The 24,637-nt window shown below is 67.1% G+C and carries 26 protein-coding genes; 4 read left to right on the forward strand and 22 right to left on the reverse strand.

Annotated features, from left to right (window positions below):
- Positions 1-4: 4 nt before the first annotated feature.
- The 12 genes from K6L26_RS19770 to K6L26_RS19825 all read right to left on the reverse strand — a co-directional run bounded on the left by K6L26_RS19770 (position 5) and on the right by K6L26_RS19825 (position 11,330).
- Positions 5-853, reverse strand: a complete 849-nt coding sequence (locus tag K6L26_RS19770) for an SDR family oxidoreductase (protein WP_221851261.1) — start codon at positions 851-853, stop codon at positions 5-7.
- Positions 850-2,463 carry an acyl-CoA synthetase gene (locus K6L26_RS19775; RefSeq protein ID WP_221851263.1) on the reverse strand — a complete coding sequence of 538 codons (1,614 nt, stop codon included), beginning with the start codon at positions 2,461-2,463 and terminating at the stop codon, positions 850-852. Before K6L26_RS19775 ends, K6L26_RS19770 begins: the two co-directional genes overlap by 4 nt.
- The gene (locus K6L26_RS19780; RefSeq protein WP_221851264.1) at positions 2,460-3,293 is read right to left on the reverse strand and encodes an alpha/beta fold hydrolase; all 834 of its coding nucleotides are present in this window, start codon (positions 3,291-3,293) and stop codon (positions 2,460-2,462) included. Before K6L26_RS19780 ends, K6L26_RS19775 begins: the two co-directional genes overlap by 4 nt.
- Entirely contained in the window at positions 3,290-4,531 is a 1,242-nt protein-coding gene (locus K6L26_RS19785; protein WP_221851265.1) for an acyl-CoA dehydrogenase family protein, read from the reverse strand. The genes K6L26_RS19780 and K6L26_RS19785 overlap by 4 nt, the downstream gene beginning before the upstream one ends.
- Positions 4,528-5,400: an SDR family oxidoreductase gene (locus K6L26_RS19790; RefSeq protein ID WP_221851267.1), complete on the reverse strand. Its 873-nt coding sequence runs from the start codon at positions 5,398-5,400 to the stop codon at positions 4,528-4,530. Before K6L26_RS19790 ends, K6L26_RS19785 begins: the two co-directional genes overlap by 4 nt.
- Positions 5,401-5,403: 3 nt before the next feature.
- Positions 5,404-6,291, reverse strand: a complete 888-nt coding sequence (locus K6L26_RS19795) for a MaoC/PaaZ C-terminal domain-containing protein (RefSeq protein WP_221851269.1) — start codon at positions 6,289-6,291, stop codon at positions 5,404-5,406.
- Entirely contained in the window at positions 6,288-6,728 is a 441-nt protein-coding gene (locus K6L26_RS19800; protein ID WP_221851270.1) for a type II toxin-antitoxin system Rv0910 family toxin, read from the reverse strand. Before K6L26_RS19800 ends, K6L26_RS19795 begins: the two co-directional genes overlap by 4 nt.
- A gap of 27 nt (positions 6,729-6,755) precedes the next feature.
- The gene (locus tag K6L26_RS19805; RefSeq protein ID WP_221851272.1) at positions 6,756-7,961 is read right to left on the reverse strand and encodes a lipid-transfer protein; all 1,206 of its coding nucleotides are present in this window, start codon (positions 7,959-7,961) and stop codon (positions 6,756-6,758) included.
- Positions 7,962-8,083: 122 nt separating this feature from the next.
- Positions 8,084-8,725, reverse strand: coding sequence for a TetR/AcrR family transcriptional regulator (locus tag K6L26_RS19810; RefSeq protein ID WP_221851273.1), 642 nt, complete (start codon positions 8,723-8,725; stop codon positions 8,084-8,086).
- Positions 8,726-8,812: 87 nt separating this feature from the next.
- Positions 8,813-9,706 (reverse strand): tRNA pseudouridine(55) synthase TruB, encoded by an 894-nt coding sequence (gene truB / locus K6L26_RS19815; RefSeq protein ID WP_221851275.1) that lies wholly within the window; start codon positions 9,704-9,706, stop codon positions 8,813-8,815.
- Complete coding sequence (gene pptT, locus K6L26_RS19820) at positions 9,703-10,377, reverse strand: 4'-phosphopantetheinyl transferase PptT (RefSeq protein ID WP_019347830.1); 675 nt, start codon at positions 10,375-10,377, stop codon at positions 9,703-9,705. The genes truB and pptT overlap by 4 nt, the downstream gene beginning before the upstream one ends.
- Positions 10,374-11,330, reverse strand: a complete 957-nt coding sequence (locus K6L26_RS19825) for an ACP phosphodiesterase PptH (RefSeq protein WP_036389888.1) — start codon at positions 11,328-11,330, stop codon at positions 10,374-10,376. The genes pptT and K6L26_RS19825 overlap by 4 nt, the downstream gene beginning before the upstream one ends.
- A gap of 162 nt (positions 11,331-11,492) precedes the next feature.
- On the opposite strand from K6L26_RS19825, the gene K6L26_RS19830 reads away from it, so the two are divergent.
- Entirely contained in the window at positions 11,493-12,086 is a 594-nt protein-coding gene (locus tag K6L26_RS19830; protein WP_036388076.1) for a DUF3558 domain-containing protein, read from the forward strand.
- Between the two features lie 26 nt (positions 12,087-12,112).
- Complete coding sequence (locus K6L26_RS19835) at positions 12,113-13,756, forward strand: CocE/NonD family hydrolase (RefSeq protein ID WP_221851277.1); 1,644 nt, start codon at positions 12,113-12,115, stop codon at positions 13,754-13,756.
- Here the strand turns inward: K6L26_RS19835 and K6L26_RS19840 are convergent.
- The gene (locus K6L26_RS19840; RefSeq protein WP_221851278.1) at positions 13,745-14,299 is read right to left on the reverse strand and encodes a DUF1802 family protein; all 555 of its coding nucleotides are present in this window, start codon (positions 14,297-14,299) and stop codon (positions 13,745-13,747) included. The two genes, K6L26_RS19835 and K6L26_RS19840, sit on opposite strands and share 12 nt — an antisense overlap.
- On the reverse strand, positions 14,296-14,562 hold the full coding sequence (locus K6L26_RS19845; protein WP_043370305.1) for a DUF2277 domain-containing protein: 267 nt from the start codon (positions 14,560-14,562) through the stop codon (positions 14,296-14,298). Before K6L26_RS19845 ends, K6L26_RS19840 begins: the two co-directional genes overlap by 4 nt.
- Before the next feature lie 45 nt (positions 14,563-14,607).
- On the opposite strand from K6L26_RS19845, the gene K6L26_RS19850 reads away from it, so the two are divergent.
- Positions 14,608-15,363 (forward strand): enoyl-CoA hydratase, encoded by a 756-nt coding sequence (locus K6L26_RS19850; protein ID WP_019347836.1) that lies wholly within the window; start codon positions 14,608-14,610, stop codon positions 15,361-15,363.
- Between the two features lie 180 nt (positions 15,364-15,543).
- Here the strand turns inward: K6L26_RS19850 and K6L26_RS19855 are convergent, their stop codons facing one another.
- Entirely contained in the window at positions 15,544-15,987 is a 444-nt protein-coding gene (locus K6L26_RS19855; RefSeq protein ID WP_036388090.1) for a MerR family transcriptional regulator, read from the reverse strand.
- A gap of 45 nt (positions 15,988-16,032) precedes the next feature.
- Between K6L26_RS19855 and K6L26_RS19860 the strand changes: the two genes are divergently transcribed.
- On the forward strand, positions 16,033-16,644 hold the full coding sequence (locus tag K6L26_RS19860) for a class I SAM-dependent methyltransferase (RefSeq protein WP_019347841.1): 612 nt from the start codon (positions 16,033-16,035) through the stop codon (positions 16,642-16,644).
- A gap of 78 nt (positions 16,645-16,722) precedes the next feature.
- On the opposite strand, the gene K6L26_RS19865 is transcribed toward K6L26_RS19860, so the two are convergent.
- From K6L26_RS19865 to rimP, 7 genes are all read right to left on the reverse strand, one after another.
- Positions 16,723-18,057: an MATE family efflux transporter gene (locus K6L26_RS19865; RefSeq protein ID WP_221851280.1), complete on the reverse strand. Its 1,335-nt coding sequence runs from the start codon at positions 18,055-18,057 to the stop codon at positions 16,723-16,725.
- Between the two features lie 2 nt (positions 18,058-18,059).
- Entirely contained in the window at positions 18,060-19,064 is a 1,005-nt protein-coding gene (locus tag K6L26_RS19870; protein ID WP_064898872.1) for a DHH family phosphoesterase, read from the reverse strand.
- Positions 19,057-19,560, reverse strand: a complete 504-nt coding sequence (gene rbfA / locus K6L26_RS19875; RefSeq protein WP_019347844.1) for a 30S ribosome-binding factor RbfA — start codon at positions 19,558-19,560, stop codon at positions 19,057-19,059. Before rbfA ends, K6L26_RS19870 begins: the two co-directional genes overlap by 8 nt.
- A gap of 13 nt (positions 19,561-19,573) precedes the next feature.
- A complete protein-coding gene (gene infB, locus K6L26_RS19880) occupies positions 19,574-22,363 on the reverse strand; it encodes a translation initiation factor IF-2 (RefSeq protein WP_047039256.1) in 2,790 nt (929 codons plus the stop codon).
- A gap of 79 nt (positions 22,364-22,442) precedes the next feature.
- Positions 22,443-22,820: a YlxR family protein gene (locus tag K6L26_RS19885; protein ID WP_076111750.1), complete on the reverse strand. Its 378-nt coding sequence runs from the start codon at positions 22,818-22,820 to the stop codon at positions 22,443-22,445.
- Positions 22,821-22,871: 51 nt separating this feature from the next.
- Complete coding sequence (nusA, locus tag K6L26_RS19890; protein WP_019348789.1) at positions 22,872-23,900, reverse strand: transcription termination factor NusA; 1,029 nt, start codon at positions 23,898-23,900, stop codon at positions 22,872-22,874.
- Positions 23,897-24,442 (reverse strand): ribosome maturation factor RimP, encoded by a 546-nt coding sequence (gene rimP / locus K6L26_RS19895; RefSeq protein ID WP_036389894.1) that lies wholly within the window; start codon positions 24,440-24,442, stop codon positions 23,897-23,899. Before rimP ends, nusA begins: the two co-directional genes overlap by 4 nt.
- Between the last annotated feature and the right edge of the window lie 195 nt (positions 24,443-24,637).

A 24,637-nucleotide genomic window follows, 5' to 3' on the forward strand; every position in this document is an offset into this window, starting at 1 on the left:
GGTCTCAGATGTCGAGACGCCGGTGATAGGCCTCGCGGGCCGCCGGGTCGACGTGGGTGAATGCGGTGTCGAAATGCGCGGCAGCCGAGATTCTGTGCCGAATCCGGTCCGGTAAACCCGTGGTGATCTTGATCATCGCGCCCAGGGCCCGCGGTATGGCGAGTGTGGTGCGGTGGGTTCCTATCGCGGCGACGATAGCCGTCGCGACATCTTCGGGCTCTACCTCTGCGATGGGCCGTATCCATTTCGGAGTGCTGTGTCCGGCAGACAATTCGGTGTGCACCACGCCGGGGAGGACGGCAGTGACCCCGATTCTGTTTCCGGCGAGCTCGAGGTGCAGGGCCTCAGAGAATCCGACGACGGCGTGCTTGGTTGCGCAATAGGTGGCCAATCCCGCAAACGCGCTCACGCCGGCCAGCGATGCCACGTTGACGATATGGCCACCACTACCGGCCATCCGGTGCGCGGCGAGCTTCGACCCGTAGAGAACACCGCACAGGTTGATGGCGACCATGCGGTCGGTCATGTCATCGGTCTCGTCGGTGAAGCTGCCGGTGGGCATGATCCCGGCGTTGTTGACCAACACGTCCAGCAGGCCCAGCCGGTCCTCGGCGGCATCTAGAAATGAGGAGAACGATGTCCGGTCCGTCACGTCGAGCGGCAACCCGCAGACCACCCCGCCTGTCGTCTCCCTGAGTTCTGCCGCCGTCTTCTCGACCAGGGCCGCGTCGACGTCCCCGAGGGCGACCCGCGCGCCTGCCCGCAGGAACGCGGCGCCGGTCGCCATTCCGATTCCCCTGGCTCCCCCGGTGATCGCCACCACCCGGCCGCCTCGGTATGCGGTCTTCTTCATCGGAACTCCTTCCGCAACACAGCTTTGAGCACTTTCCCGGTTTCGTTGCGTGGCAAGGAATTTAGAAAGACGACATCCCGGGGCACCTTGTGACGCGCCAGCCCGGCCCGAACATGGGTCCTCACACCGTCGGCGTCCAGCGCCGCGTCAGGGCGACGAACCACGAAGGCGCGGAGCCGTTTACCGAAGTCGTCGTCGTCGACCCCCAGTACGCACGCCTCGACCACTTCAGGATGGCCGGCCAGTAGGTTCTCGACTTCCAGCGGAAAGACGTTCTCTCCACCGGACACGATCATGTCGTCGTCACGACCGTCGACGAACCACAGGCCGTCAGCGGTGAAATGACCGGTGTCCCCCGATGACAACAGTCCGTCGACGACCTCCTTGTGACCGCCGTCGGTGTAGCCCGAGAAACTCAGCCCGCTGGACACGAAACGTGTTCCGCTCCGGCCTGGTTCGGTGATCCGACGTCGTTGTTCGTCGTACGCGGCCAAGGTGCAGCCGACCGGCGGGCGCCCCACAGTGCCCGGCGCCGCGCGCAGCTCAGCCGGGGTGGCGACCGCAGCGACAGCCACTTCCGTGGACCCGTACAGGTTGTACAGCACGTCTCCGAAGGCCTCGGACGTACGCCGGCACAGATCCGGGGACAGCGCCGATCCGGCGGCAAACACGACCTGGAGCGAAGAGGTGTCGTAACGGGCGAGCACATCGGGCCCGAGGTCGAGAATGCGCTGCAGCATCGTCGGCACCACGATGAGAGCAGTCGCCTCATGGGTTTCGATCGACGCCAGCGTGTCCTCGGGCTCGAACCGCCGAGCCAGTACCACGCGGTTGCCCAGCACGAGCCCCAGTGAACAGGTCGCCAGACCCGTGGCATGGAACATCGGCGCGGCAACGCAGTAGGCGCCACCGGCCGGCCACGGGATCCGGTCGAGCAGCTGCGCGGACTGCAACGGACTCACCTTGTTCCGCGGCGCCCCCTTGGGGGTGCCGGTGGTGCCGCTGGTCAGCAACACCATCCCGCCCAGCGTGCCCGGAGCGGGCAACGGGTCTGTCCACTCGTCCCCTGCGATGGCGTCCAGTGTCGGGAATTCCGTTGCGTCATCGGCCCACCCGATGATGCGCTCGATGCCGGCCGGCAACACATCCAGTAGCGCTACGAATTCCTCATCGGCCACCACCGCCGAAATATGCTCCCGGACACAGACATCGGCCAGCTGCGGTGCGGCGAATCCCGTGTTGAGCAGAACCACCCTGGCCCCGATCTTGCCTGCTGCTGCCAACGCGAGCATCAGTCCGCGGTGGTTGCGTTCGAGGACACCCACGACCGTTCCGGCTTGGATGCCCTTTCGGGACAGTCCGCGAGCCAACGCATTCGATGTTCGTTCGAGATCGCGGAAGCTCAGGGTTCCGGCTTCGTCCACCAGTGCGGTCGCGTCGCCGTAGCGCCCGGCGGTATGCGTGATGAGACCGCCGAAGGACCCGTACTTTCGTAGCGCGCGGGATGCCCGGATGGCCGCCACGGGGCTGCGCACGTCGAGCAGACCGCGGCGCTGCAGAACCATCGCCGCCGATACGACCTCACGCAGCCGATTTACCATGTCCCTCATACGGCAACTCCGATCTCTGCGATGATCCGAACCACAGCCTCAGGGTCATCGAGTTGCGGGCAATGACCAGACCGTGGCAAGACGACGAGTCGGCTTCCCGGAATCTGTTGATGCAGTACTTGACTCGCCTTGACCGGAATGATCCGGTCCCTGGCGCCGTGCACGACCACGGTGGGACAGTTGATCCGGATGCCGCGGTGGCTACCCAGCGCTTCGTACGCGTATCGGAAGGCGTCACGCCCCAACGCCGCGACTGCGGACGGCCCCGACACCAAATCGGACCAATAGGTCACGACCTCGGGGTCCGCGGTGATTCCCGGGCCGTACAACACCCGCGGCACAGCGTTCGCGGTGAGCCGGCGCAGGCTACTCTCCGGAACCGGGATGCGTGCGAGCAAAGACCAGAATCCCGTGGGGACCCAACGCTTTCGGGCCAGGTTGGCGAGCCAGTGGCGGGCATTGAGCGGATCGTCCAGCGCGACCACCGCAGCGGCCAGGTCCGGATTGCGGGCCGCCGCCCTGAGCGCCGTCGCCGCACCGAGCGAGTTCCCCGCCAGGACCACCGGTCCGGTCTCGGCCAGAAGTGCATCGGCGAACCCGTCGAACTGTGGCAGCAAGGGGCCGGCGCGGCGGGGATCCGCCCGGCCGAAGCCGGGCAGATCGACCGCGAGCGCCCTACGCCCGAGCGCCTCCAGACGGGTGAGCACGCCACGCCACGTATCGGCACTGTCTGCGTAGCCGTGCAGCAGAACCACCGGGGTCCCGCTGCCCGGCACCGATAGCACCCTGGTGCCCACCCCGCCGAAACCGGCGCGGCTTTCGGTGATCATCCCGCGAGCAGCCCCTTCGCGATGTGCGTCACCTGCACCTCGTTGCTTCCCGCGTAGATCATCAGTGACTTGGCATCCCGGGCGAGTTGTTCCACCCGGTACTCAGCCATATAGCCGTTGCCGCCGAACAGCTGAACGGCTTCCATGGCCACCTCGGTCGCCGCCTCCGAGGAGTACAGCTTGATCGCCGAGGCCTCGGCCAGGGTCGGAAGTGTGCCCGCCTTGAGCCGCTCCAGAGTCTGGAAGACCATGTTCTGCACGTTGATCCGGGCGATCTCCATGCGTGCGAGCTTCAACTGGATGAGCTGGAACTCGGCGATCTTCCTCCCCCACAGCGTGCGGGTCTTCGCGTAATCGAGGCACAGCCGGTGGCACTCGTTGATGATGCCCAACGACATCAGTGCCACTCCCACTCGTTCGGCAGCGAAATTGGCTCGCGCACTGTCGCGTCCGTCACCGCCGGAATGGGACTCGGTCTCACCGAGCAACCGGTCGGGACCGATCCGTACGTTGTCGAAGAACAGTTCTCCCGTCGGCGAGGACATCATGCCCATTTTCTTGAACGGTCTGCCCTGCGTGAGTCCGGGCATCCCGGCATCGAGCACGAAGGTCAGCACCGGCCGGTCCCGGCGGTCCGTCGCTGCGTCGCCGTCGTCCAGTTTGGCGTAGACGATCAGCACGTCGGCGTACGGACCGTTGGTGATGAACGTCTTCTGTCCGTTGAGGATGTAGTCGGGGCCGTCGCGTCTGACATAGGTCTTCATGCCGCCGAACGCATCAGAGCCCGCGTCTGGCTCGGTGATCGCCCATGCCGCGATCTTCTGCAGCGTCATCAACTCCGGCAGCCACCGCTCCTTCTGCGCCGGCGTTCCGCGACTCATGATGGTCGCCGCCCCCAGTCCCAGGCTGACGCCGATGGTGCTGAGCAGGCCGATACTCACACCGGCGAGTTCCGACACCATGACAGCGGCCATCGAGGCCTGTTCACCGAGCGCGCCGATTCCCCCGGATTTGTCCCGGCTCTCCCCCGACCCACGCTCACGCTGCTTGTCGAGCATGCTCTTGACCGCCTCGGCAGCCATCACGTCGAGTCCGAACTCACTGAACAGCTTGCGGGCGAATGGGTACGGTGAGAGCTCGCCGCTCTCCAAGCGGTCGAGGTGCGGCCGGATCTCCTTGTCGATGAACTCGCGCACCGTGTCGCGCATGATGATGTCCGTGTCGGACCACTCGATCATGACGGCAACCTCGCAGCGATGTCGTCGATCTGCCACAGACCGTCGGTCTCGATGGTCTCGACGTCATGCCAGCCGGCGAGCTGCGAGATCGCGCCGCCCTGCACGGCGTAGACCCGACCGGTGATCGGGCACTTCTCCGTGGCGAGGTAGGCGACCAGCGGTGAGATATTGGCCGGGCTGAAAAGGTCGACCTCGCTCTCGTCCTCGGGTTCGGCCATGAGCGCACCCATTCCGGGCGTGGCCAGGGTCAAGCGGGTTCGGGCGATCGGTGCGATGGCGTTGACCCGTACGCCATACCGTTCCAACTCGTCGGCGGCGACGAGGGTCAACGCGGCGATCGCTGCCTTGGCCGAACCGTAGTTCGCTTGTCCGGCATTGGGAATCGTGGTACCCGACCCGGATGCGGTGTTGATCACCGACGCATTGGGCCGGTCGCCTGACTTCGACTGTGCCTTCCAGTACTCGGCGGCGTGCCGCAGCACCGAGAAGTGGCCTTTGAGATGAACCGCGATCACCGCGTCCCAATCGGATTCGGCCATGGTGGGAATGAAACCGTCGCGCAGGATACCGGCATTGTTGACCACGACATCGAGCCGGCCGAACTCGTCGATCGCCTGTTGGACCAGTGATTTCGCCCCGTCCCAGGTGGCGACGTTGGCGGTGTTCGCCACCGCCCTGCCGCCCGCGGCCTCGATCTCGGCCACCACCTCGTGGGCCGGCCCGCTGTCGCTCCCCTCGCCGGCGTTGCTGCCGCCCAGGTCGTTCACGACGACGCCGGCGCCCTGCGATGCGAACAACAGCGCGTGTTCGCGGCCGATCCCTCTGCCTGCGCCGGTGATGACGGCGACGCGCCCGTTCAATGCACTCATCTGTTATGCCTCCTCAGCTATTTCCGCCAGGCCGTCGGTGATGACGAAATCGGATCCTCTGGCGGTCTCGAACGCGTAGGTCGTGACACTGTTGGCCGAACCTCTCCGCCAGATGCGGGTCTCCAGGTCGTCGCCGGGGAGCACCATCTTGGAGAATCGCACGGCAAACCGCTTGAGCCGGTTCACATCTGATCCGGCCACTTCGGTCAGCACAGCCCACGACGTGAATGCCATGGTGCAGAGGCCGTGGGCGATGATGCCCGGCAGCCCTGCGTCTCGGGCCACCTCCTCGTCGAGGTGGATGGGCATGGGGTCGCCTGCAGCCGGGCTGTACCGGAAGGTCTGGTCGACGTCGACGTGCTGGTTCACCGTCGCTACCGGGGCACCGGCGCGCAATCCCTCGTCGAACCGGTGGGCCGGGCTCAACTCCCCCATTGACTTACCCGCATCGAACCCTCGAACGAATGTGGTGACATATTGCTCGTTCACCAGTTCGCCGTCTTCCGTTCGGCATTCGAGGTAGATCGCTGCCCGGGTACCGTTCTCGAGCCCTTCGTAGCCGATCATCTTGCCGCGGGACACCAGCTTGTCGCCGGGCCGGATCGGCCGGTGGAAGTGGAAGTCCTGCTCGCCGTGCACCACCCGCGGGATCAGTTCCACAGGGAGTACGTCAACGGCAGGTACGAGCAGCGCCTCGAACACCGGAACGATCGCGAACACCGGAGGTGCCACGTCACCAGAGCGATGCGCCGGAATCGGATCGTTGGTGGCCGCGGCATATTCGGCGAGCCGCTCGCGGGTGACCTCGAACCGTTCCTCGTCGGTCCAGGTGTTCAGCCCGCTGTCGTCGAAGCGCAGTTCCTCATCCGTGGTGCTGTTCGCCGCGGTCATGCCGACGCCGATGCCAGTGCGTCGAGCGCGTCCAGGCTCTTGTCGAGTTGTTTGACGCCGTCCTTCTCGACGGCCTTGGCCAGCGCCCCCTTGACCAGCGCGCCCTCGAAGTCACCGCTGACGGTGAATCGGGAGCCGGCCTCGATCGGGACGATGGTGAATGCGAACTTCGCCTTCACCCCGGCCATTCCGGTGCCGGACAACACCAGGCTGTTGGGCGCATCGACGGATTCGATGGTCCATTCGATCTTGTTCGCCATGCCCAGCATGACGATCTTGGCCGTGAGCCGGGCGCCTTCGGTCAGCGTCGCCGGCGGTTCCTCCAGCCATTTGTCGTGAACGGTGAACCACTTGTCCCACGTCTGCGGGTCCGAGACCGTGGCCCACAAGGCGTCCGGACTGGCGGCGAGCTCACGGGTGGCTTCGATATGTCCCATTGTCAGTTCCCTATCTGTGTGTGTCGGTTACCGGTCGGCCCGCTGATAGGCGGTCACCACGGCAGCCCCGCCCAGGCCGATGTTGTGTTGCAACGCGGCGGTGACGTTGTCCACCTGACGTTTGTCGGCCGTGCCTCGCAACTGCCAGGTCAATTCGGCACACTGGGCCAGGCCGGTCGCGCCCAACGGATGCCCCTTGGAAATCAGGCCTCCGGATGGGTTGACCACCCAGCGCCCGCCGTAGGTGGTGTCGCCGTTGTCGATCAGCTTCGGTGCCTCGCCTTCACGGCAGAGTCCCAATGCCTCGTACAGCAGCAGTTCGTTGGCGCTGAAGCAGTCGTGCAACTCGATGACCTGAAAGTCATCGGGACCCAGGCCCGACTCGTCGTAAACCTGCCGGGCGGCAGCGACATTCATGTGATGGCCGATCAACGCCTTACAGGTGCCGTCGAAGCTGTTCTCGAAATCGGTTGTCATCGCCTGGCCGACGATCTCCACGGCCTGGGAGGCCAAGCCGTGCTTGTCGACGAAGTCCTCGCTGGCCAGAATCACCGCACCCGACCCGTCCGAGGTGGGCGAGCATTGCAGCTTGGTCAGCGGGTCGTAGATCATCCTCGAACCGAGGATGTCGTCCATGCTGTACTCGTCCTGGAACTGTGCGTAGGGATTGTTGACCGAGTGCTTGTGGTTCTTGTACCCGATCTTGGCGAAATGCTCTGCGGTCGAACCGTATTCCTTCATGTGTTCGCGGCCCGCGGCACCGAACATCCACGGTGCGGGCGGGAACAGCACCTCGGAGATCTCGGCCAGCGCCAGGAAGTGTTTCGCCATCGGTTGTTCGCGGTCGTCATAGGTCGAGCCGAGCGACCCTGGCTGCATCTTCTCGAAGCCGAGTGCGAGCGCGCAGTCGGCCAGACCGCTGCGCACTGCCCGGGCTGCCAGGTACAGCGCCGTCGAACCGGTCGAACAGTTGTTGTTCACGTTGACGATCGGAAGCCCCGTCATGCCGAGCTCGTAAACTGCCCGCTGACCTGAGGTCGATTCCCCGTAGACGTATCCGACGTAGGCCTCCTGCACCTCGCGGTAGTCGATTCCGGCGTCTGCCAACGCTTTTGTGCCCGATTCACGCGCCATATCCGGGTAGTCCCATGGCGATCCGTCGTCGTTGACCCGGTTACCCGGCTTCTCGAACTTCGTCATCCCCACACCGATGACGTATGTCTTCCGCGCCATTGACCCTCTCCTTCTCCGCGATTCCAGAAACATACCAACTGGTTTGTATCTTTACAACAGGCAGAAGAATGCCCGCGATCACAGAGGGTTTGTTGACGGTCGGCTCCGGACAGGAGCCTGAACTACGACGAGAGTTCGGAACTCAAGGTGTCGGAGATCATCCGACGCAGGTGCACGCACACCCGGTCCCAGCGCTTCCTGGCCCGCTCGGAATCGCGGTCGGCGAAGCTCGACAGCAGAATCCCCCGCAGCGCATCCATGGCGGTGTAGGCCAGGTCGCGCAGTTCCTTCTGCGCGGTGCGATCCGGCACCAGTTGCGCCAGTGCGCCGATCAGCACACCGGTGACGATCGGCTCGACCCGCTCGATCTGCGCCGCGAGCACCGCATCGGTGCGCGCCGCCACCCAGAGCTCAAGTGTGGCAACGAAAACCGGGCCCTGGTGCGATTCCCACAGGTAGTCCAACACCATCGAAGCGGTGTCCGGACCGGCAGTCACCCTGCCCAGGTCACGGACCGCCGCCTGGGCACGCTGCTCGGCGAGATGCTCGATCGCGGCCACCACGAGGTCCTCCTTGGACCGGAAGTGATGAACCTGGGCGCCGCGGGTGACTCCGGCAACCTCGGCGACCCGCTGCGTGGTGGTCCCGGCATAGCCATAGGTGACCAGGCACTCCACGGTGGCGTCCAGCAGTCGGGCGCGCATCGCTGCACTGCGCTCGGCTTGCGTACGCCGACCGCCATGCTCGCCCACCACTGCTGACATCGCCCGAATCCTAGTCGACCGGACCGATGGCCAGCATCGAACTAACATACCGACTTGATTGCATGTGTAGCGCCCCGGCCGCGTCGGCTACAACGTGGCCGGCCGCAGCACCACGACGTTCTTGGTGCGCTTGGGCCCATCCTCGAGCAGTGCGATGACCCGCCCGTCGGGCGCGGTGGCGGCGTACACCCCGTTGATGCCGGCCGGTTTCAATGCCCGCCCGTGGCGGGTGTCCTCGGTTTCGGCGTCGGTCAGGTCGCGACGCGGAAACCCGATCAGGCAGGCCTCGTCGAGCGAATAGCTCAGCCTGGCGTGCTCGGCGAGGTCGTCCAAGGTGCGGGCCTCGCCCAAGCCGTACCGGCCAACCTTGGTGCGCCGCAACGCGGTCAGATGTCCGCCCACACCGAGCGTGGCACCCACATCGCGGGCCAGCGCGCGGATGTACGTGCCGGACGAGCAGTCCACCTCGACGTCCACGTCGGCGAAATCGTCCACGCGTCGGACCGCGGTGACATCGAACCGGTCGATCCGCACGGGCCGCGCGGCCAGTTCGACGGTCAGCCCTTCACGGGCCAGCTTGTAGGCCCGCTGGCCGCCCACCTTGATCGCGCTGACCGCCGACGGCACCTGCGCGATGTCGCCACGCAGTGCCGCCATTGCGGACTCGAGCTGCTCATCTGTCACGTGCGCGGCCGAAACGGTCTGCAACACTTCGCCTTCGGCGTCTTCGGTGGTCGTGGTCTGGCCCAGCCGGATCGTGGCGGAATAGGACTTGTCCGTGGCGGTCAGCAAGCCGAGGATCTTGGTGGCCCGTTCAATCCCGACCACCAGTACACCGGTTGCCATCGGGTCCAGCGTGCCGGCGTGGCCGACCTTGCGGGTGCGGAACAGCTGGCGGCAACGTCCCACCACGTCATGGCTGGTCATCCCGGCCGGCTTGTCGACGATCACCAGGCCGGCCTCTGGAACCGGTCGGCTCACAGCACGATCGCCGTCAGCGTCACACCGTCACGGACCGACCAGCGGCCGTCCAGCGCGGTCAACGGTGGGCCGTGTTCGGCGGCGGGGTCGATGAGGATCTGGGACCGGAAGGTTCCGGCGGTACCGGACGCATCCACCCCGAAGGTGATGTGGGCATCCTCGAACCCGAGCCAGCGATGCGTCAGCGGATACCAGACCTTGTAGGTGGCCTCCTTGGCGCAGAACAGGATTCGATCCCAATGCAGGCCGTCGGGCAAAGCGCCGATTTCGGAGCGCTCCAACGGTAGCGAGATGGCACCCAGAACCCCGTCGGGCAGCACGTCGTGCGGTTCGGCGTCGATGCCGACCGAGCGCACCCCGCCGGCCCGGCCCACCACCGCGCCGCGAAACCCCTGGGTGTGCGTCAGGCTGCCGACGATCCCGTCCGGCCAGCACGGTTCGCCCTTGTCCCCCTTGAGAATCGGCACCGGACTCACGCCCAGCTCACTCAACGCCTGGCGGGCGCAGTAGCGCACAGTGGTGAACTCGTTGCGCCGCTTGGCCACCGCGCGAGCCACGAGCGCTTCCTCCTCGGGCAGCGTTGGCAAACCCGGCGGGTCGTCGTACATCTCCGCGGCGGCCAGCTTGCCCGGCAGGTCGGGCAGCACCTGCCCCAGCAACGTGTCGTTCATGCGCGCCTGGCCTTGATCCGCTCCTGCATCTGCTGAGCGTGGGCGCGCATCTCCGCGGTGATCTGGAAATGGCCGCCGAACTCGTTGAGATAACCGGGCGCGTAGTTGGGGTCGGGCAGGATCTGACGTAACCAGCGGAAGGGCTTGCGGCGACGCCACTCGCGCGGATAGCCCACCGAAACCTCTTCGAAGCGCACGTCGTCGTACCAGGTGGTCCGGGGGATGTGCAGGTGGCCGTAGACCGAGCAGATCGCGTTGTAGCGGGTGTGCCAGTCCTTGGTGGCTGTCGTCCCGCACCACAGCGAGAACTCGGGATAGAACATCGCATCGCAGGGTTCCCGAACCAGCGGGAAATGGTTGACCAGGACCGTCGGGGTCATCCAATCCAGATCGTCGAGCCGCTTGCGGGTGACCTCGACCCGATCACGGCACCATGCGTCCCGGGTCGCATACGGCTCACTGGACAGCAGGAACTCGTCGGTGCCGACGACGTTGCGGTCCCGGGCGATGGCCAGCCCCTCAGCCTTGCTGGAGGCGCCCTCGGGCAGGAACGTGTAGTCGTAGAGCAGGAACATCGGCACGATCGTGGCCGGGCCGCCCTGCTCGGTCCACACCGGGAACGGGTGCTCGGGGGTGATGACGCCCATCTGGTCGCACATGTCGACCAGATAGTCGTAACGCGCCCGGCCGAAGATCTGCATCGGGTCCTTGTTGGTGGTCCACAGTTCGTGGTTCCCGGGTACCCAGATGACCTTGGCGAACCGCTTGCGCAGCAGGTCCAGGGCCCACCGGATCTCGTCCGTGCGCTCACCCACGTCGCCGGCGACGATCAGCCAATCGTCCGGCGACGCCGGGTACAACGACTCGGTGACCGGCTTGTTCCCCGTGTGCCCGGTATGCAGATCGCTGATCGCCCACAGAATCGGCTGCCGGTCTCTCGACTCGTGATCAATCACAGTTGCACCACCACAACGGACCAGCCTAACCGGGCGCCGGGCGTGCGCGCCGTTGACAACTAGAACAGGTTCTCGTTTATGGTCGAGTCCGTTGCGACCGACCGCTACACTCCCCGCAAGCCGGGGAACGTTTTGCCACCGAATTGATGAGGGGGTGTGATGGCCGCCAAGTTGCGACTCCTGTCGGCGTCGACAGGGTTGGTTGCGGCGCTGGTATCGGCGGTGATCGTGGGGTGGCAGTCGAACCCGACCGAAGGTGCGGCCGGCCCGCTTCACCTCGACGTCACCGACCTGCCGATGACCAATGTGTCCACGACCATCAAGTGGCCGGTCATCGAGACCACCGACCCGTCGCCGTTCGATCCGTGCAACGACATCCCGTTCGACGCGGTGCAACGGATCGGTCTGGCCGTCACCCCACCGGAGCCCGAGGACAGCCTGCGCTGTCACTACGACGCGGGCAATTACCAGATGGCCGTCGAGGCTTTCGTCTGGCGCACCTACGAGGAGACCATCCCGCCCGACGCCGTCGAACTGGATGTCGACGGGCACCGGGCCGCGCAGTACTGGATCATGAAGCCCACGGACTGGAACGATCGGTGGTGGGTCACCTGCATGATCGCGTTCGACACCAGCTACGGCGTGATCCAGCAGTCGCTGTTCTACTCGCCCATCCATTCTCCGGACCGCCCGGACTGCCTGCAGACCAACCTGCAGCGGGCCCACGAATTGGCGCCCTACTACAAGTTCTGACATCCGGCGATACGTAGCCTGGCTACGTGAGCACATTGCGCCGCTACACCGGCAAGGTCGCCAGCCGGATTCTGGGTCTGCCGCCGCACGAGACCGACTTCACCGTGCAGCACGGGCTGCGAGTACCGATGCGCGATGGTGTCGAACTGATCGCCGACCACTACGCGCCCGTCACGGCCCGTCCCGCCGGTACCTTGCTGGTGCGCGGGCCCTACGGTCGTCGCTTCCCGTTCTCGGCGGTGTTCGCCCAGGTCTACGCGGCGCGCGGTTACCACGTGGTGTTGCAGAGTGTGCGCGGCACATTCGGCTCCGGTGGCCAGTTCACGCCGATGGTCCACGAGATGGCCGACGGGGCCGACACCGTGGCCTGGCTGCGAGATCAGCCGTGGTTCACCGGATCGTTCGCCACGGTGGGGCTGTCATATCTCGGCTTCACCCAATGGGCACTGCTGGCCGATCCGCCACCGGAGATGAAGGCGGCCGTGATTACCGTCGGCCCACATGATTTCAGCGAATCAGCTTGGGGCACTGGGGCGTTCACCCTCAACGACTTCCTCGGCTGGAGCGCGATGGTGGCCCGTCAAGAGGATCCCGGTGTCCTCCAGGCGCTCGCCCGCCAATTACGAGGACCTGCCGAACTGGCCAAGGCGACCGCCGGCTTGCCGATGGGCGCGGCCGGGCGTCGGTTGCTGGGCACCGGTGCCCCATGGTTCGAATCCTGGCTGGATCACCCCGAACGCGATGACCCGTTCTGGGAATTGCTGCGGTTCGACGAGGCTCTTCAGCACGTCGAGGTGCCCATTCTGTTGCTCAGCGGGTGGCAGGACCTTTTCCTGGACCAGACGCTGGAGCAGTACGAACAGCTGCACCGGCGCGGTGTCCCGGTGGCGTTGACCGTGGGACCGTGGACCCACGGTCAGCTGCTGACCAAGGGCCTCTCGACCGTGATCGGCGAATCGCTGCAGTGGCTGGGCGCCCACCTGTCGGGCGACGGCCAGACCGACCGCAGCACGGTCCGGGCCCATGTCAACGGGCACGGTTGGGTCGAGCTGGCCGACTGGCCGCCGGACATGGGTGAGCATGAGTTGTTCCTGCAACCAGCGGGGCGCCTGGGCGAGGCACCGCCCCCGGAAACCGCACCGCCGTCCAGCTTCGTCTACCACCCGGCCGAGCCCACCCCCACGGTGGGCGGCCGGCTGCTGGCCGCGACGGGTGGCTACCGCGACGACACCCGGCTGGCCCGGCGCAAGGATGTGCTGACGTTCACGGGTGACCCGCTTGCGGCAGACCTCTACGTGGCGGGCAATCCGGTCGTCGAGCTGACGCACAGTTGCGACAACCCGCACCACGACATCTTCGTCCGGATCAGTGAGGTGGACGCGAAAGGCCGGTCCCGCAACGTCTCTGACGCGTTCCGACGGTTGAACGGTCACACCGGACCGGTATACCTGGAGTTGGACGCGGTCGCGCACCGGTTCAAGGCCGGATCACGGATCCGGGTGCTGATCGCCGGCGGCTCACACCCGCGCTTCGCGCGCAATCTGGGCACCGCCGAACCGGCGATCTCCGGTTCCCAACTGGTACGCGCCACTCATACCGTGCATCACGGCCAGGGCGGACTGTCCCGGGTCGTGTTACCGGCCGGACCGGTACCGCCGTCAGCCGACTGAGGTTCGCACCCGCTCGGCGATGTCACGCAACACGGCGTCGTCGTGCACCGGCAGGTCCCAATCCGCCGGCACGGGCAGATCAACCCAGCTCTTGCACCCGGCGAATTCAGGCGCCCGGGCCAGCCGGATCGGGGTGCGCAGCGGGCTGGCTTGGACGACCAGCACGGTCAGGCGGTGCTTGGGCCGAAAATCGAGCCGATCGGCGCGCACCGATTCGGCGGTCCAGATGTGCAGATCGGCGAGTTCCTCGATCGCCTGGGGCCGGTTGACCTCCACTGCGGCAACAACTTTCGCGCCGGCTCGAATGATCACCGAATCCTCGGTGCTGTCAGCCGCAGCAGCGTCGAGCAGATCGGTGTGTGGTGGCCGCACCCGCTCGGCATGGCTGTGCGCGACCGTCGGGAAAAGCGCGAACTCGGGGGCGGCCACCGAGAATCGTTTCTCGTGGATGCCGCCCTTGCGAAGCAGCACCGTCTGGCGTCCGTCCAGGAGGGCGTGCACGGCTGCGCTCCACTCCTTGAGCGCGGGACGCGTTGACGTCACTTCGCGGCCAGCCGGGCCCGGACCTCCGGGCGGCGCAGCGGCGGAACGGTCTTGGGCGGTTGCCGGCGCGGGGCCAGCCCGTCGAGCAGCCGCGTGGTAGTCGCGGTGACCTCGGCGACGGCGGCCTCGAACGCCTCGACATTGGCGCCCGTCGGCCGGGTGATACCGCTGACCTTGCGGACGTACTGGCGCGCGGCGGCCTCGATCTCCTCGTCGGTGGCTGCGGGCTGCAGGCCCCGCAGCTCGGTGATATTGCGGCACATGACACCACGATAGGCCGCCGGATCACACCCAGATAGATTGATCGCATGAGTGATGACGTCCTGCATATCGACACCACCGACCGAGTCCGCACCCTGACCCTGAACCGGCCCAAATCACGCAATGCCCTCTCGGCCCAGCTGCGCTCCGAGTTCTTCCGAGCGCTGCATGACGCGCAGGCCGACGACGACGTCGACGTGGTCATCCTCACCGGCGCCGATCCGGTTTTCTGCGCGGGCCTTGATCTCAAAGAACTCGGCGACACCACCGAACTGCCCGACATCTCCCCCAAATGGCCGGCCATGACCAAGCCGGTGATCGGCGCCATCAACGGTGCCGCAGTCACGGGAGGCCTGGAACTGGCGCTGTACTGCGACATCCTGATCGCCTCCGAGCAGGCCAAGTTCGCCGACACCCATGCCCGCGTCGGGCTGTTGCCGACCTGGGGCCTGAGCGTGCGCCTGCCGCAGAAGGTCGGGGTGGGCCTGGCCCGCCGAATGAGCCTGACCGGCGACTACCTCTCGGCCACCGAGGCGCTGCGCGCCGGCCTGGTCACCGAGGTGGTCCCCCATGGTGAGCTCCTGCCCACGGCCCGCAAGGTGGCCGCCTCGATCGTCGCCAACAATCAGGCCGCCGTCCGTGCGCTACTCGCCTCCTATCACCGCATCGACGAGTCGCAGACCAACGAGGGCCTGTGGATCGAAGCGGCCTCCGCGCGGGCGTGGATGGCAACGGCGACCGGTGACGACATCGCGGCCAGTCGCAGCTCGGTCATCGAGCGGGGACGATCCCAGGTGCGCTGACACCGCTCACTTCCCCGGAGGCCGGCGACGCGACCTACCTCTGGGGAGTGCAGACGGAGGTGAACGTCTTGTCGTCCTTCGCCGCGACATCGGCCGGGTTCAACCAACCCACACCGGTGAACCAATAGGTATCGGCGGGATGGTTCGCGCCGATTTGGCGGTGTCGGGCGCAGGTGCCGATCAGTCGATGAGCCAGCCGTTTCCGGACTGGTCCCTGGCCAGCTCCTCCACGCTCATCCCGTCGACGAGCCGGTCCAGCGCTCCGATCATCGTGTCGCACTCACGGGCGGGGTGCTCTTTCGGACAACGCAGCGCATGAGCCAGAAACTGTTGAGCCCCTTGGGCTTGCGCGATCACCCGGTCCAGCGCGGCGATCTGCTCGCGTACCGTCTCACGCCACTGCTCACTCGGCGCGTCCAATACTGCGGCCGCGGTGTCGAGTGGCAGACCCAACCGGTTCACGATCTTGAGCAATGCCAGCCGGCGGAGCTCCTCGGGTCCGTACATGCGCTTGCCGGCTTGGCGCAGCCGCGGGGACACCAGGCCACGTTCGTCGTAGTACCGCAACGCCGACGGACTCATCTGCAACTTCGCAGCGGCCTCGCCGATCGGGATCACGTCCATGCCGCCATTTGACTTCAACCCACCTTGAACCGGCAAGGTCTACCTATGAGCGCCGCGCGTGCGATCAATCACCATGCGGACCATCCCGGCTTCGCGGGTGTCACCGGAGTGTTGTGCGGGTTGGTCTTCCTTCTGGTGGGCCGGGCGAAGGCCAGGATGGCCGCCGATATCGCCCAGCTCGGCCCGGACGACCACGTCGTGGACGTGGGATGCGGACCGGGCACCGCGGCCCGAATCGCGGCGCGCCGAGGCGCCCGCGCGACCGGCGTCGATCCCTCGTCCACCATGTTGCGCATCGCCCGCCTGGTCACGCCCAAGCGCACGCCGATCACCTGGGCCGAGGGCACCGCCGAGTCCCTGCCGGTGGCCGACGGATCGGCGACCGTGCTGTGGGCGCTGGCCACCGTGCACCACTGGCAGGACGTCGAGGCGGCAGTTGCCGAGGCCCGCCGCGTGCTGACAGCGGGTGGGCGGTTGATCGCGATCGAACGTCAATCACCCGAGGAGGCAACCGGATTGGCCAGCCACGGCTGGACCCGGCAACAGGCCGAGGCGTTCGGCGCGTTGTGCCGCGACGCCGGATTCGACGAAGTTTCTGTGGACGGACAAGGCAGCGGCAAGGGAGCTGTCTGGGCCGTCGGCGCCACGCGACGGTAGCTCGCGGTTCACGAGCGTGCGCACAATGCCGACGGCGCGCGGTGTGTCGGGGCGCAAACGCGCACGCTCGCGGTGCAGCTAGGCGGTCCCGGGCACCAGCCAACGTCCCGAGAACGCGCGCCAGCCGACGAAGATCAGCCGCAACACCATGAACGTGCTCAGCCCCGACCAGATGCCGAACAAGCCCCAGCCGTAGACCAGCGACAGCCAGATCAGCGGCAGGAAGCCGACCAGCGCACTGGTCAGGGTGGCGTTGCGCATGAACTTGGCGTCCCCGGCACCCAACAGCACACCGTCGAGGGCGAACACGATTCCGGCCACCGGCAACTGAGCCACCATGAACCACCACGGCACCCCGATCGCGGCCAACACCGACTCGTCGTCGGTGAACACCGACGGCAACACCGAGGAACCGACGGCGAACACCACGGCCAGCACCACCCCGGCCAGGGTGGAGAACAACGTCACCCGCCAGGCCACGCTCTTGGCATGCGCGAGTTGACCGGCCCCCAGCGCCGCACCCACCAGGGACTGCGCGGCAATGGCCAACGAATCCAGCACCAGGGCAAGGAAACTCCACACCTGCAGCACCACCTGATGCGCCGCTACCGAGGCCGCACCGAATCGCGCCGCCACCGCCCCCGCGGACAGGAAACACGCCTGGAAGGCCAGCGACCGCAGCAGCAGGTCCCGGCCCATCCTCAGCTGGGCCCGCATCACCTCGGGCTGGATTCGCAGCGCCGCATTCTCGATCACGAGGGCACGGAGAAACAGCAGCGCCGCCACCCACTGCCCCACCACGTTCGCTACCGCAGAGCCGGCCAGCTCCAACCGGGGCAGCCCCAGCCAGCCGTAGACCAGCAGGGGGCACAGCACGGCAGACACCGCGAACCCGACCACCACATACCGCAGCGGGCGGACAGTGTCCTGCACCCCGCGCATCCAGCCGTTGCCGGCCAATGACACCAGGATCGCCGGGGCGGCCAGGATGGCGATCCGCAGCCACGGCAAGGCGGCGCCGGCGATGTCGGAATGACCGGCGATCGCCGAGAGCAGCGGGGTGGCCGCGGCTTGCACCACCACGATGATCAGCAGTCCCAGGCCGAGCGCCAGCCAAGTGGCCTGCACACCTTCACCGATGGCGGACTTGCGGTCCCCTGCCCCGAACAGCCGCGCCGACCGTGATGTGGTGCCGTAGGACAGGAACGTGCCCTGCGAGTTGACCAAGCCGAGGATCAGGCCGCCGATGGCCAACCCGGCCAAGCTGAGTGCGCCCAGCCGTCCGACGATCGCGATGTCGAACAGCAGATAGATAGGTTCGGCCGCGAGCACCCCGAGCGCCGGGAACGCCAGGCCGGCGATACGGCGGGTGGTCGCGGGTGTGACCGGAACGTCGCCTTCCGGCTCAACCATGGCTAGGCAAGAGCCTCCGCGAGCGCCTGAACGACGTCGTCGGCGGGACCTGCCGCGGAGTACCCGGCAGCGTGGGGATGGCCGCCACCCCCGAACGAACTGGCGACCGTGGCCAGGTTCAGCGACTTCGCCCGCATCGACACCGACCAGTGTTGCGGCTCGATCTCCTTGAACACCGCGGCGACCTCTGCCTGCTGGGTGGTGCGCACGATGTCGACGATGCTCTCCACTTCCTCGGGGCGAGCGCTGGACCATTCGTCGTGCGGCACAACGGCATACACGAACCCCCGGCCGCCGACGGCGTCGGGCAGCAACCGCGCCGAGGCCAGCACCCGGGACAGCATCGGCAGCCACGCAAACGGGTGAGTGTCGAGCAGGGCGCGGCTGATCGAGGCGTTGTCCACTCCGAGTTCGACCAACCGGGCCGCCAGCCGGTGCGCGCGGGCGGTGGCCCAGCGGAACGATCCGGTGTCAGTGGTCAGTCCGGCGTACAGGCAGTGTGCCACCCGTTTGTCGATGGGTTTGTCCCACGCATCGAGGAGTTCGGCCACCAGCATCGTGGTGGAGTCCGCCGTGGGGTCGACGTAGTTGGCGGTGCCGAAGAGCTGGTTGGACGCATGGTGGTCGATGACGAGCACCTCGCGGCCCGCATCGGCCAGTCCGGCCAGTGCACCAAGCCGGTTGACACTCGGAATGTCCACCGTGACAACCAGATCCGCGTCGTCTCGGATGGCGTCGGGGGTGACCATCAGGTGCCCGCCCGGCAGGGTCTGCAACGATTCGGGCAGCTGGTCGGGAGCCGCGAAGGCTACCTCAACCTGCTTACCTGCGTCGTCGAGCACCTGCGCGAGCGCCAAACCCGCGCCGATGGTGTCGGCGTCGGGATAGACGTGGCACACGACGCTGACGCTGGTCGCGTCCGCGAGGAGATCGGCCGCCGCACGCGCGTCGACACGCAGACCGGAAGGGCACCCGTTGGGAGCCCCCGAATGAGCAGTATCAGTCATCCGTTCGATCGCGGTCACCGGCATCCTCTGTGTCTGCCCCATCGGCAAGGGAGTCCATGTCCTCCGCCCCGCTCACACGGTACGGGTCTTCGTCGCCGGCGTGCTTGGCGCCCTCTCGAACTCTCGCCAGATCCGCGTCGGCAGCCCGCGCCCGGGCCAGCAGCTCCTCCATCCGGTGCGCCGCGTCGGGCACGGTATCGCGGACGAACGCCAGGGTCGGGGTGAATCGCACCCCGGTCCCGGCGCCCACCTTGGACCGCAATACGCCCTTGGCCTTCTCCAGCGCCGCCGCCGCTCCGGCATAGTCCGGTTCGTCGTCGAGTGAAGACCCCATCACCGTGTAGTACAGCGTGGCGTCGTGCAGATCACCCGACACCTTCGCATCGGTGATGGTGACCCCCGCCAGTCGGGGGTCCTTGATCTCGTACTCGATCGCCGAGGCGACGATGGTGGAGATCCGTTTGGCGAGCCGCTTGGCCCGTGCGGGATCGGCCATTATGCGGACACCTTCACGCGCGAGCCTTTTCAACGAGCTCGTACGTCTCGATGACGTCGCCTTCCTTGATGTCGGAGTAGGTCAGCGTCAGACCGCACTCGTAGCCCTCGCGCACCTCGGTGGCATCGTCCTTCTCGCGCTTGAGCGAGGACACCGTGAGGTTTTGCGCGACCACCGTGTTGTCACGCAGCAGCCGAGCCTTGGCGTTGCGGCGCATGATGCCGGAGGTGACCAGGCAGCCGGCGATGTTGCCGACCTTGGACGACCGGAAGATCGCCCGGATCTCGGCGCGGCCGAGCTCCTTCTCCTCGTACACCGGCTTGAGCATGCCCTTGAGCGCGGCCTCGATCTCGTCGATGGCCTGGTAGATCACCGAGTAATACCGGATCTCCACACCCTCGCGGTTGGCCAGCTCGGTCGCCTTGCCCTCGGCGCGGACGTTGAACCCGATGATGATCGCGTCCGAGGCCGAGGCCAGGTTGACGTTGGTCTCGGTGACGCCACCGACACCGCGGTCGATGACCCGCAGCTCCACTTCGTCGTCGATCTGGATGCCCATCAAGGCTTCCTCGAGAGCTTCGACCGTACCGGCGTTGTCGCCCTTGAGGATCAGGTTCAGCTGGCTGGTTTCCTTCAGCGCCGAATCCAGGTCTTCCAGGCTGATCCGCTTGCGGCTGCGCGCGGCCAGGGCGTTGCGCTTGCGCGCACTGCGCCGGTCGGCGATCTGGCGGGCGATGCGGTCTTCGTCGACAACCAGGAAGTTGTCACCGGCACCCGGTACCGACGTGAAGCCGATGACCTGGACCGGACGCGAAGGCAGCGCTTCTTCGACGTCTTCGCCGTGCTCGTCGACCATGCGGCGGACGCGGCCATACGCATCGCCGGCCACCACCGAGTCGCCGACGCGCAGCGTGCCGCGCTGGATGAGCACCGTGGCCACCGGACCGCGACCGCGGTCCAGGTGCGCCTCGATGGCCACACCCTGGGCCTCCATGTCGGGGTTGGCCCGCAGATCCAGGGCCGCGTCTGCGGTCAGCACGACCGCCTCCAGCAGCGCCTCGATGTTGGTGCCCTGCTTGGCGGAGATGTCGACGAACATGGTGTCGCCGCCGTAGTCCTCGGCCACCAGGTTGTATTCGGTCAGCTGGGCCCGGATCTTGGCCGGGTCGGCGCCTTCCTTGTCGATCTTGTTGACCGCCACCACGATCGGCACGTCAGCGGCCTGCGCGTGGTTGATGGCCTCCACCGTCTGCGGCATGACGCCGTCGTCGGCGGCGACCACCAGGATCGCGATGTCGGTGGCCTTCGCGCCGCGGGCACGCATGGCGGTGAACGCCTCGTGACCCGGGGTGTCGATGAAGGTGATCGGGCGGACGGTGCCGTCCAGATCGACCTCGACCTGGTAGGCGCCGATGTGCTGGGTGATGCCGCCGGCCTCGCCCTCGCGGACGGTGGCGTTGCGGATCGTGTCCAGCAGTCGGGTCTTGCCGTGGTCGACGTGGCCCATGACGGTGACCACCGGCGGACGGACCTCCAGAGCGGACTCGTCCCCGGCGTCTTCCCCGTAGGTCAGATCGAAGGACTCCAGCAGCTCACGGTCCTCGTCCTCGGGCGAGACGACCTGCACCTTGAAGTTCATCTCGCTGCCGAGCAGCTCCAGGGTGTCGTCACCGACCGACTGGGTCGCGGTGACCATCTCGCCCAGGTTGAACAGCGCCTGGACCAGTGCGGCCGGGTTGGCGTCGATCTTCTCGGCGAAGTCGCTCAGCGAGGCACCGCGGGCCAGCCGGATGGTCTCGCCGTTGCCCTTCGGCAACCGCACACCACCGACGACGGGAGCCTGCATGTTCTCGTATTCGGCGCGTTTCGCCCGCTTCGACTTGCGACCGCGCTTGGGGGCACCACCGGGACGACCGAACGCACCGGCTGCGCCACCGCGCTGGCCGGGACGACCGCCGCCACCACCGGGACGACCCCGGAAGCCGCCGGCAGCCGCTCCACCGGCACCGCCACCGCCGCCGGCACCGCCGCCGCGGTAGTTACCGCCGCCGCCACCACCGGGACGACCGCCGCCGCCGGCACCGCCGGGACGAGGGCCACCGCCGGGACGCGGGCCGGGGCGGGGTCCGCCACGGCCGGGAGCACCGGCACCTGCCGGACGAGGCGGCATGTTGCCGGGCGACGGACGCGGGCCGCCGCCGGGACGCGGGGCACCCGGCCGCGGCTGCGGACGCGGGATGGGCCGCTCGGCGGGCTGCTGCGAGGAGAACGGGTTGTTGCCGACGCGCGGGGCACGCGGAGCCGGCTTGGGGGCGCCGGAGGCCGGACCCGGACGCGGGCCTGGCGTGGCACCGGGGGTAGGCCGGGGACCGGGCGTGGCGCCCGGGGTCGGCGCTGCCGGGGCGCTCGGCGTCGCGGCAGCCGGGGCACTCGGTGCGGCCGGAGGCTGCGGAGCGGCCGGCTTCGGAGCGGCGGGCCGCGGGGCGGCCGGAGCAGCCTCGGCGGCGGGAGCCTTGGGTTCGGCCGCCGGAGCCGCGGGGGCGGCGGGCTTGGCCGGAGCCGGCTTGGGCGCGCCGGGCTTGGGCGCCGGTGAGGCGCCCTGCGGGCGCGGCTTGTCTTCGGGCTTCTTACCGCCGGCCTTTGCGCCGAACGATTCGCGCAGCCGACGCGCGACCGGCGCCTCCACGGTGGAGGACGCCGACTTGACGAACTCGCCCTGCTCCTTGAGCTTGGCTAAGAGTTCCTTGCTGGTGACACCGAGTTCCTTCGCCAACTCGTGCACACGGGCCTTACCTGCTGCCACTACATCTCCTCGTCTGGAGGCAACAGCGGTGGTAGGCGCCGCGCCTCGGGTTTAGCTATGACGCATGGTCATCGGGACTTCACGGTGTGCTCATGTTCTTCGCTACCTGTTCTGTTGCCGGGGTGTCGGGCCTGTCGAGATCGATGTTCTCGACGTACTCGATCACCGCGGATGTATCCGGTGAACCGGTGAGTCGCAACGCTCGGACGAAGGCTCGTCGCTTCACTGCCATCTGCGCGCACTGCTGGTCGGGGTGCAGCCACGCACCACGCCCTGGCAGGCTTGCCGCAGGGTCAACGGTTACGGAACACGTCCCGTTCCCGTCGGTCACCGCGACCACTCGGAGCAACTCGGCGGCCAACTCTCGCTTCCGGCATCCGACGCAAGTCCGCACTGGACCGACAGAGGTGTCGGAGGTGCTTCGATGCGACAGGGCCGGAGTCTCGCGCTGGATCACGGCTGAGTCTACCGCCCCGAGGGCTGTGGTCCGAAACGCCGGTCACAACTGTCAATCGTGTACCGCTCCAGGCCGGACGTCATGCTCGGGCTGCGGGGCCGCATCGCTGCGGATATCGATCCGCCAACCGGTGAGCCGAGCCGCCAGCCTGGCGTTCTGACCTTCTTTGCCGATCGCCAGCGAGAGCTGGAAGTCCGGCACGATCACTCGCGCCGCGCGCGCGGCCTCGTCGATCACCGATACCGACACCACCTTGGCCGGCGACAGGGCATTCGCGACGAACCGCGCCGGGTCCTCGTCGTAGTCGATGATGTCGATCTTCTCGCCGGACAGTTCGCTCATCACATTGCGCACGCGCTGGCCCATCGGACCGATACACGCGCCCTTGGCGTTCAGCCCGGGCACCCGGGAGGCCACCGCGATCTTGGACCGGTGACCGGCTTCCCGGGCCACCGCCACGATCTCCACGGACCCGTCGGCGATCTCTGGCACCTCCAGCGAGAACAGCTTGCGGACCAGGTTGGGATGGGTGCGCGACAGCGTGATCAAGGGCTCACGGGCCCCCCGGGTGACACCGACGACATAGCAACGCAGCCGGTCGCCGTGCTCGTAGCGCTCCCCCGGCACCTGCTCGGCACTGGGGATCACCCCTTCGGACCCCTTGGTCTCGCTGCCCATCCGTACGACGACCAGTCCGCGGGCGTTGGCCCGGGCGTCCCGCTGGATCACTCCGGCGACGATGTCGCCCTCATGGGCCGCGAACTCGCCGTAGGTCTTCTCGTTCTCGGCGTCGCGCAGCCGCTGCAAGATCACCTGCCGGGCCGTGGTCGCCGCGATACGGCCGAATCCCTCAGGTGTGTCGTCCCATTCGTGCAGGAGGTTGCCATCGGCGTCGGTCTGGCGAGCGATCACCTTGACGACACCGGTCTTTCGGTCGATGTCGATGCGGGCGTCGGGCTCATGGCCCTCGGTGTGCCGATATGCGGTGAGCAATGCGGATTTGATGGTCTCGACGACCACATCCACGGTGATGCCCTTGTCGGCCTCGATGGCATGTAGCGCCGCCATGTCGATGTTCATTCGCCGGCCCCCTTCCCGGTTTCTCCCGACAGTTCCAATTCACGTCGGTTTGGAGGTGAAAACTCCACTTGCACAACAGCTTTGGCGATATCGGCAAGAGCGAGTTCACGCACGGCCAGCTCCCGCCCCTCCGGCACCACGACTTTCAGTACCGTGCCGTCGGTTTCCCCCAGCCTGCCCGTGAACACCGAACCGTCGGTCAGTGTCAGTTCAGCCTTCCGTCCGCGGGCGCGGCGAAAATGCTTGGCCTGCGTCAGCGGCCGGTCCACCCCCGGGGAGGTGACGTCGAGCACATACGGCGTGTCGCCCTGCGCCAGCTGGTCGAGCAGCTCCGAAGCCGTCCGCGACAGCGCTGCCAGGGAATCGAGATCGAGGCCCTCGTCGCCGTCGGCGATCACGGTGATGCGGGGCGGGCGAGCCGATGCATCGACCACGACATCGTCGATTTCGTAACCGGCGCGCGCGAACTCGCCATCAAGTAGCTCGATCACCTGCGTCTGCGACGGCAAATCCGCAGACCGCAACTTTGGATCCGGTGCCACGGCGAGCTCCTCATCTTGAATTGTCTCCGACACAAATCCCAGGGCCAGCCACCTGGATCGGCCCCGGAATCGCCTATTCACGATACGCCAGGCCCGCGCCAGCAATCGTCAATCGAAGTCTGATGCGTGGCGAATGTCGTCTCCCGGGCGCGCACCGACCGGTCGGCGGGGCGTCAGGCCGGTGCGGCAGCAATG

The organism is Mycobacterium farcinogenes, from assembly GCF_019739075.1.
Lineage (GTDB): Bacteria > Actinomycetota > Actinomycetes > Mycobacteriales > Mycobacteriaceae > Mycobacterium > Mycobacterium senegalense.

What these genes read in the sequence shown, in the direction of transcription:
- nusA (WP_019348789.1), bottom strand. Translation starts at nt 23,900, where the DNA reads ATGAACATCGACATGGCGGCGCTACATGCCATCGAGGCCGACAAGGGC.
- K6L26_RS19775 (WP_221851263.1), bottom strand. Translation starts at nt 2,463, where the DNA reads ATGAGGGACATGGTAAATCGGCTGCGTGAGGTCGTATCGGCGGCGATG.
- K6L26_RS19830 (WP_036388076.1), top strand. Translation starts at nt 11,493, where the DNA reads ATGGCCGCCAAGTTGCGACTCCTGTCGGCGTCGACAGGGTTGGTTGCG.
- K6L26_RS19780 (WP_221851264.1), bottom strand. Translation starts at nt 3,293, where the DNA reads ATGATCACCGAAAGCCGCGCCGGTTTCGGCGGGGTGGGCACCAGGGTG.
- K6L26_RS19770 (WP_221851261.1), bottom strand. Translation starts at nt 853, where the DNA reads ATGAAGAAGACCGCATACCGAGGCGGCCGGGTGGTGGCGATCACCGGG.
- K6L26_RS19810 (WP_221851273.1), bottom strand. Translation starts at nt 8,725, where the DNA reads ATGTCAGCAGTGGTGGGCGAGCATGGCGGTCGGCGTACGCAAGCCGAG.
- K6L26_RS19845 (WP_043370305.1), bottom strand. Translation starts at nt 14,562, where the DNA reads ATGTGCCGCAATATCACCGAGCTGCGGGGCCTGCAGCCCGCAGCCACC.
- K6L26_RS19850 (WP_019347836.1), top strand. Translation starts at nt 14,608, where the DNA reads ATGAGTGATGACGTCCTGCATATCGACACCACCGACCGAGTCCGCACC.
- K6L26_RS19790 (WP_221851267.1), bottom strand. Translation starts at nt 5,400, where the DNA reads ATGAGTGCATTGAACGGGCGCGTCGCCGTCATCACCGGCGCAGGCAGA.
- K6L26_RS19870 (WP_064898872.1), bottom strand. Translation starts at nt 19,064, where the DNA reads ATGACTGATACTGCTCATTCGGGGGCTCCCAACGGGTGCCCTTCCGGT.
- K6L26_RS19800 (WP_221851270.1), bottom strand. Translation starts at nt 6,728, where the DNA reads ATGGGACATATCGAAGCCACCCGTGAGCTCGCCGCCAGTCCGGACGCC.
- K6L26_RS19855 (WP_036388090.1), bottom strand. Translation starts at nt 15,987, where the DNA reads ATGGACGTGATCCCGATCGGCGAGGCCGCTGCGAAGTTGCAGATGAGT.
- rbfA (WP_019347844.1), bottom strand. Translation starts at nt 19,560, where the DNA reads ATGGCCGATCCCGCACGGGCCAAGCGGCTCGCCAAACGGATCTCCACC.
- K6L26_RS19865 (WP_221851280.1), bottom strand. Translation starts at nt 18,057, where the DNA reads ATGGTTGAGCCGGAAGGCGACGTTCCGGTCACACCCGCGACCACCCGC.
- K6L26_RS19805 (WP_221851272.1), bottom strand. Translation starts at nt 7,961, where the DNA reads ATGGCGCGGAAGACATACGTCATCGGTGTGGGGATGACGAAGTTCGAG.
- K6L26_RS19795 (WP_221851269.1), bottom strand. Translation starts at nt 6,291, where the DNA reads ATGACCGCGGCGAACAGCACCACGGATGAGGAACTGCGCTTCGACGAC.
- K6L26_RS19860 (WP_019347841.1), top strand. Translation starts at nt 16,033, where the DNA reads ATGAGCGCCGCGCGTGCGATCAATCACCATGCGGACCATCCCGGCTTC.
- K6L26_RS19785 (WP_221851265.1), bottom strand. Translation starts at nt 4,531, where the DNA reads ATGATCGAGTGGTCCGACACGGACATCATCATGCGCGACACGGTGCGC.
- pptT (WP_019347830.1), bottom strand. Translation starts at nt 10,377, where the DNA reads ATGAACGACACGTTGCTGGGGCAGGTGCTGCCCGACCTGCCGGGCAAG.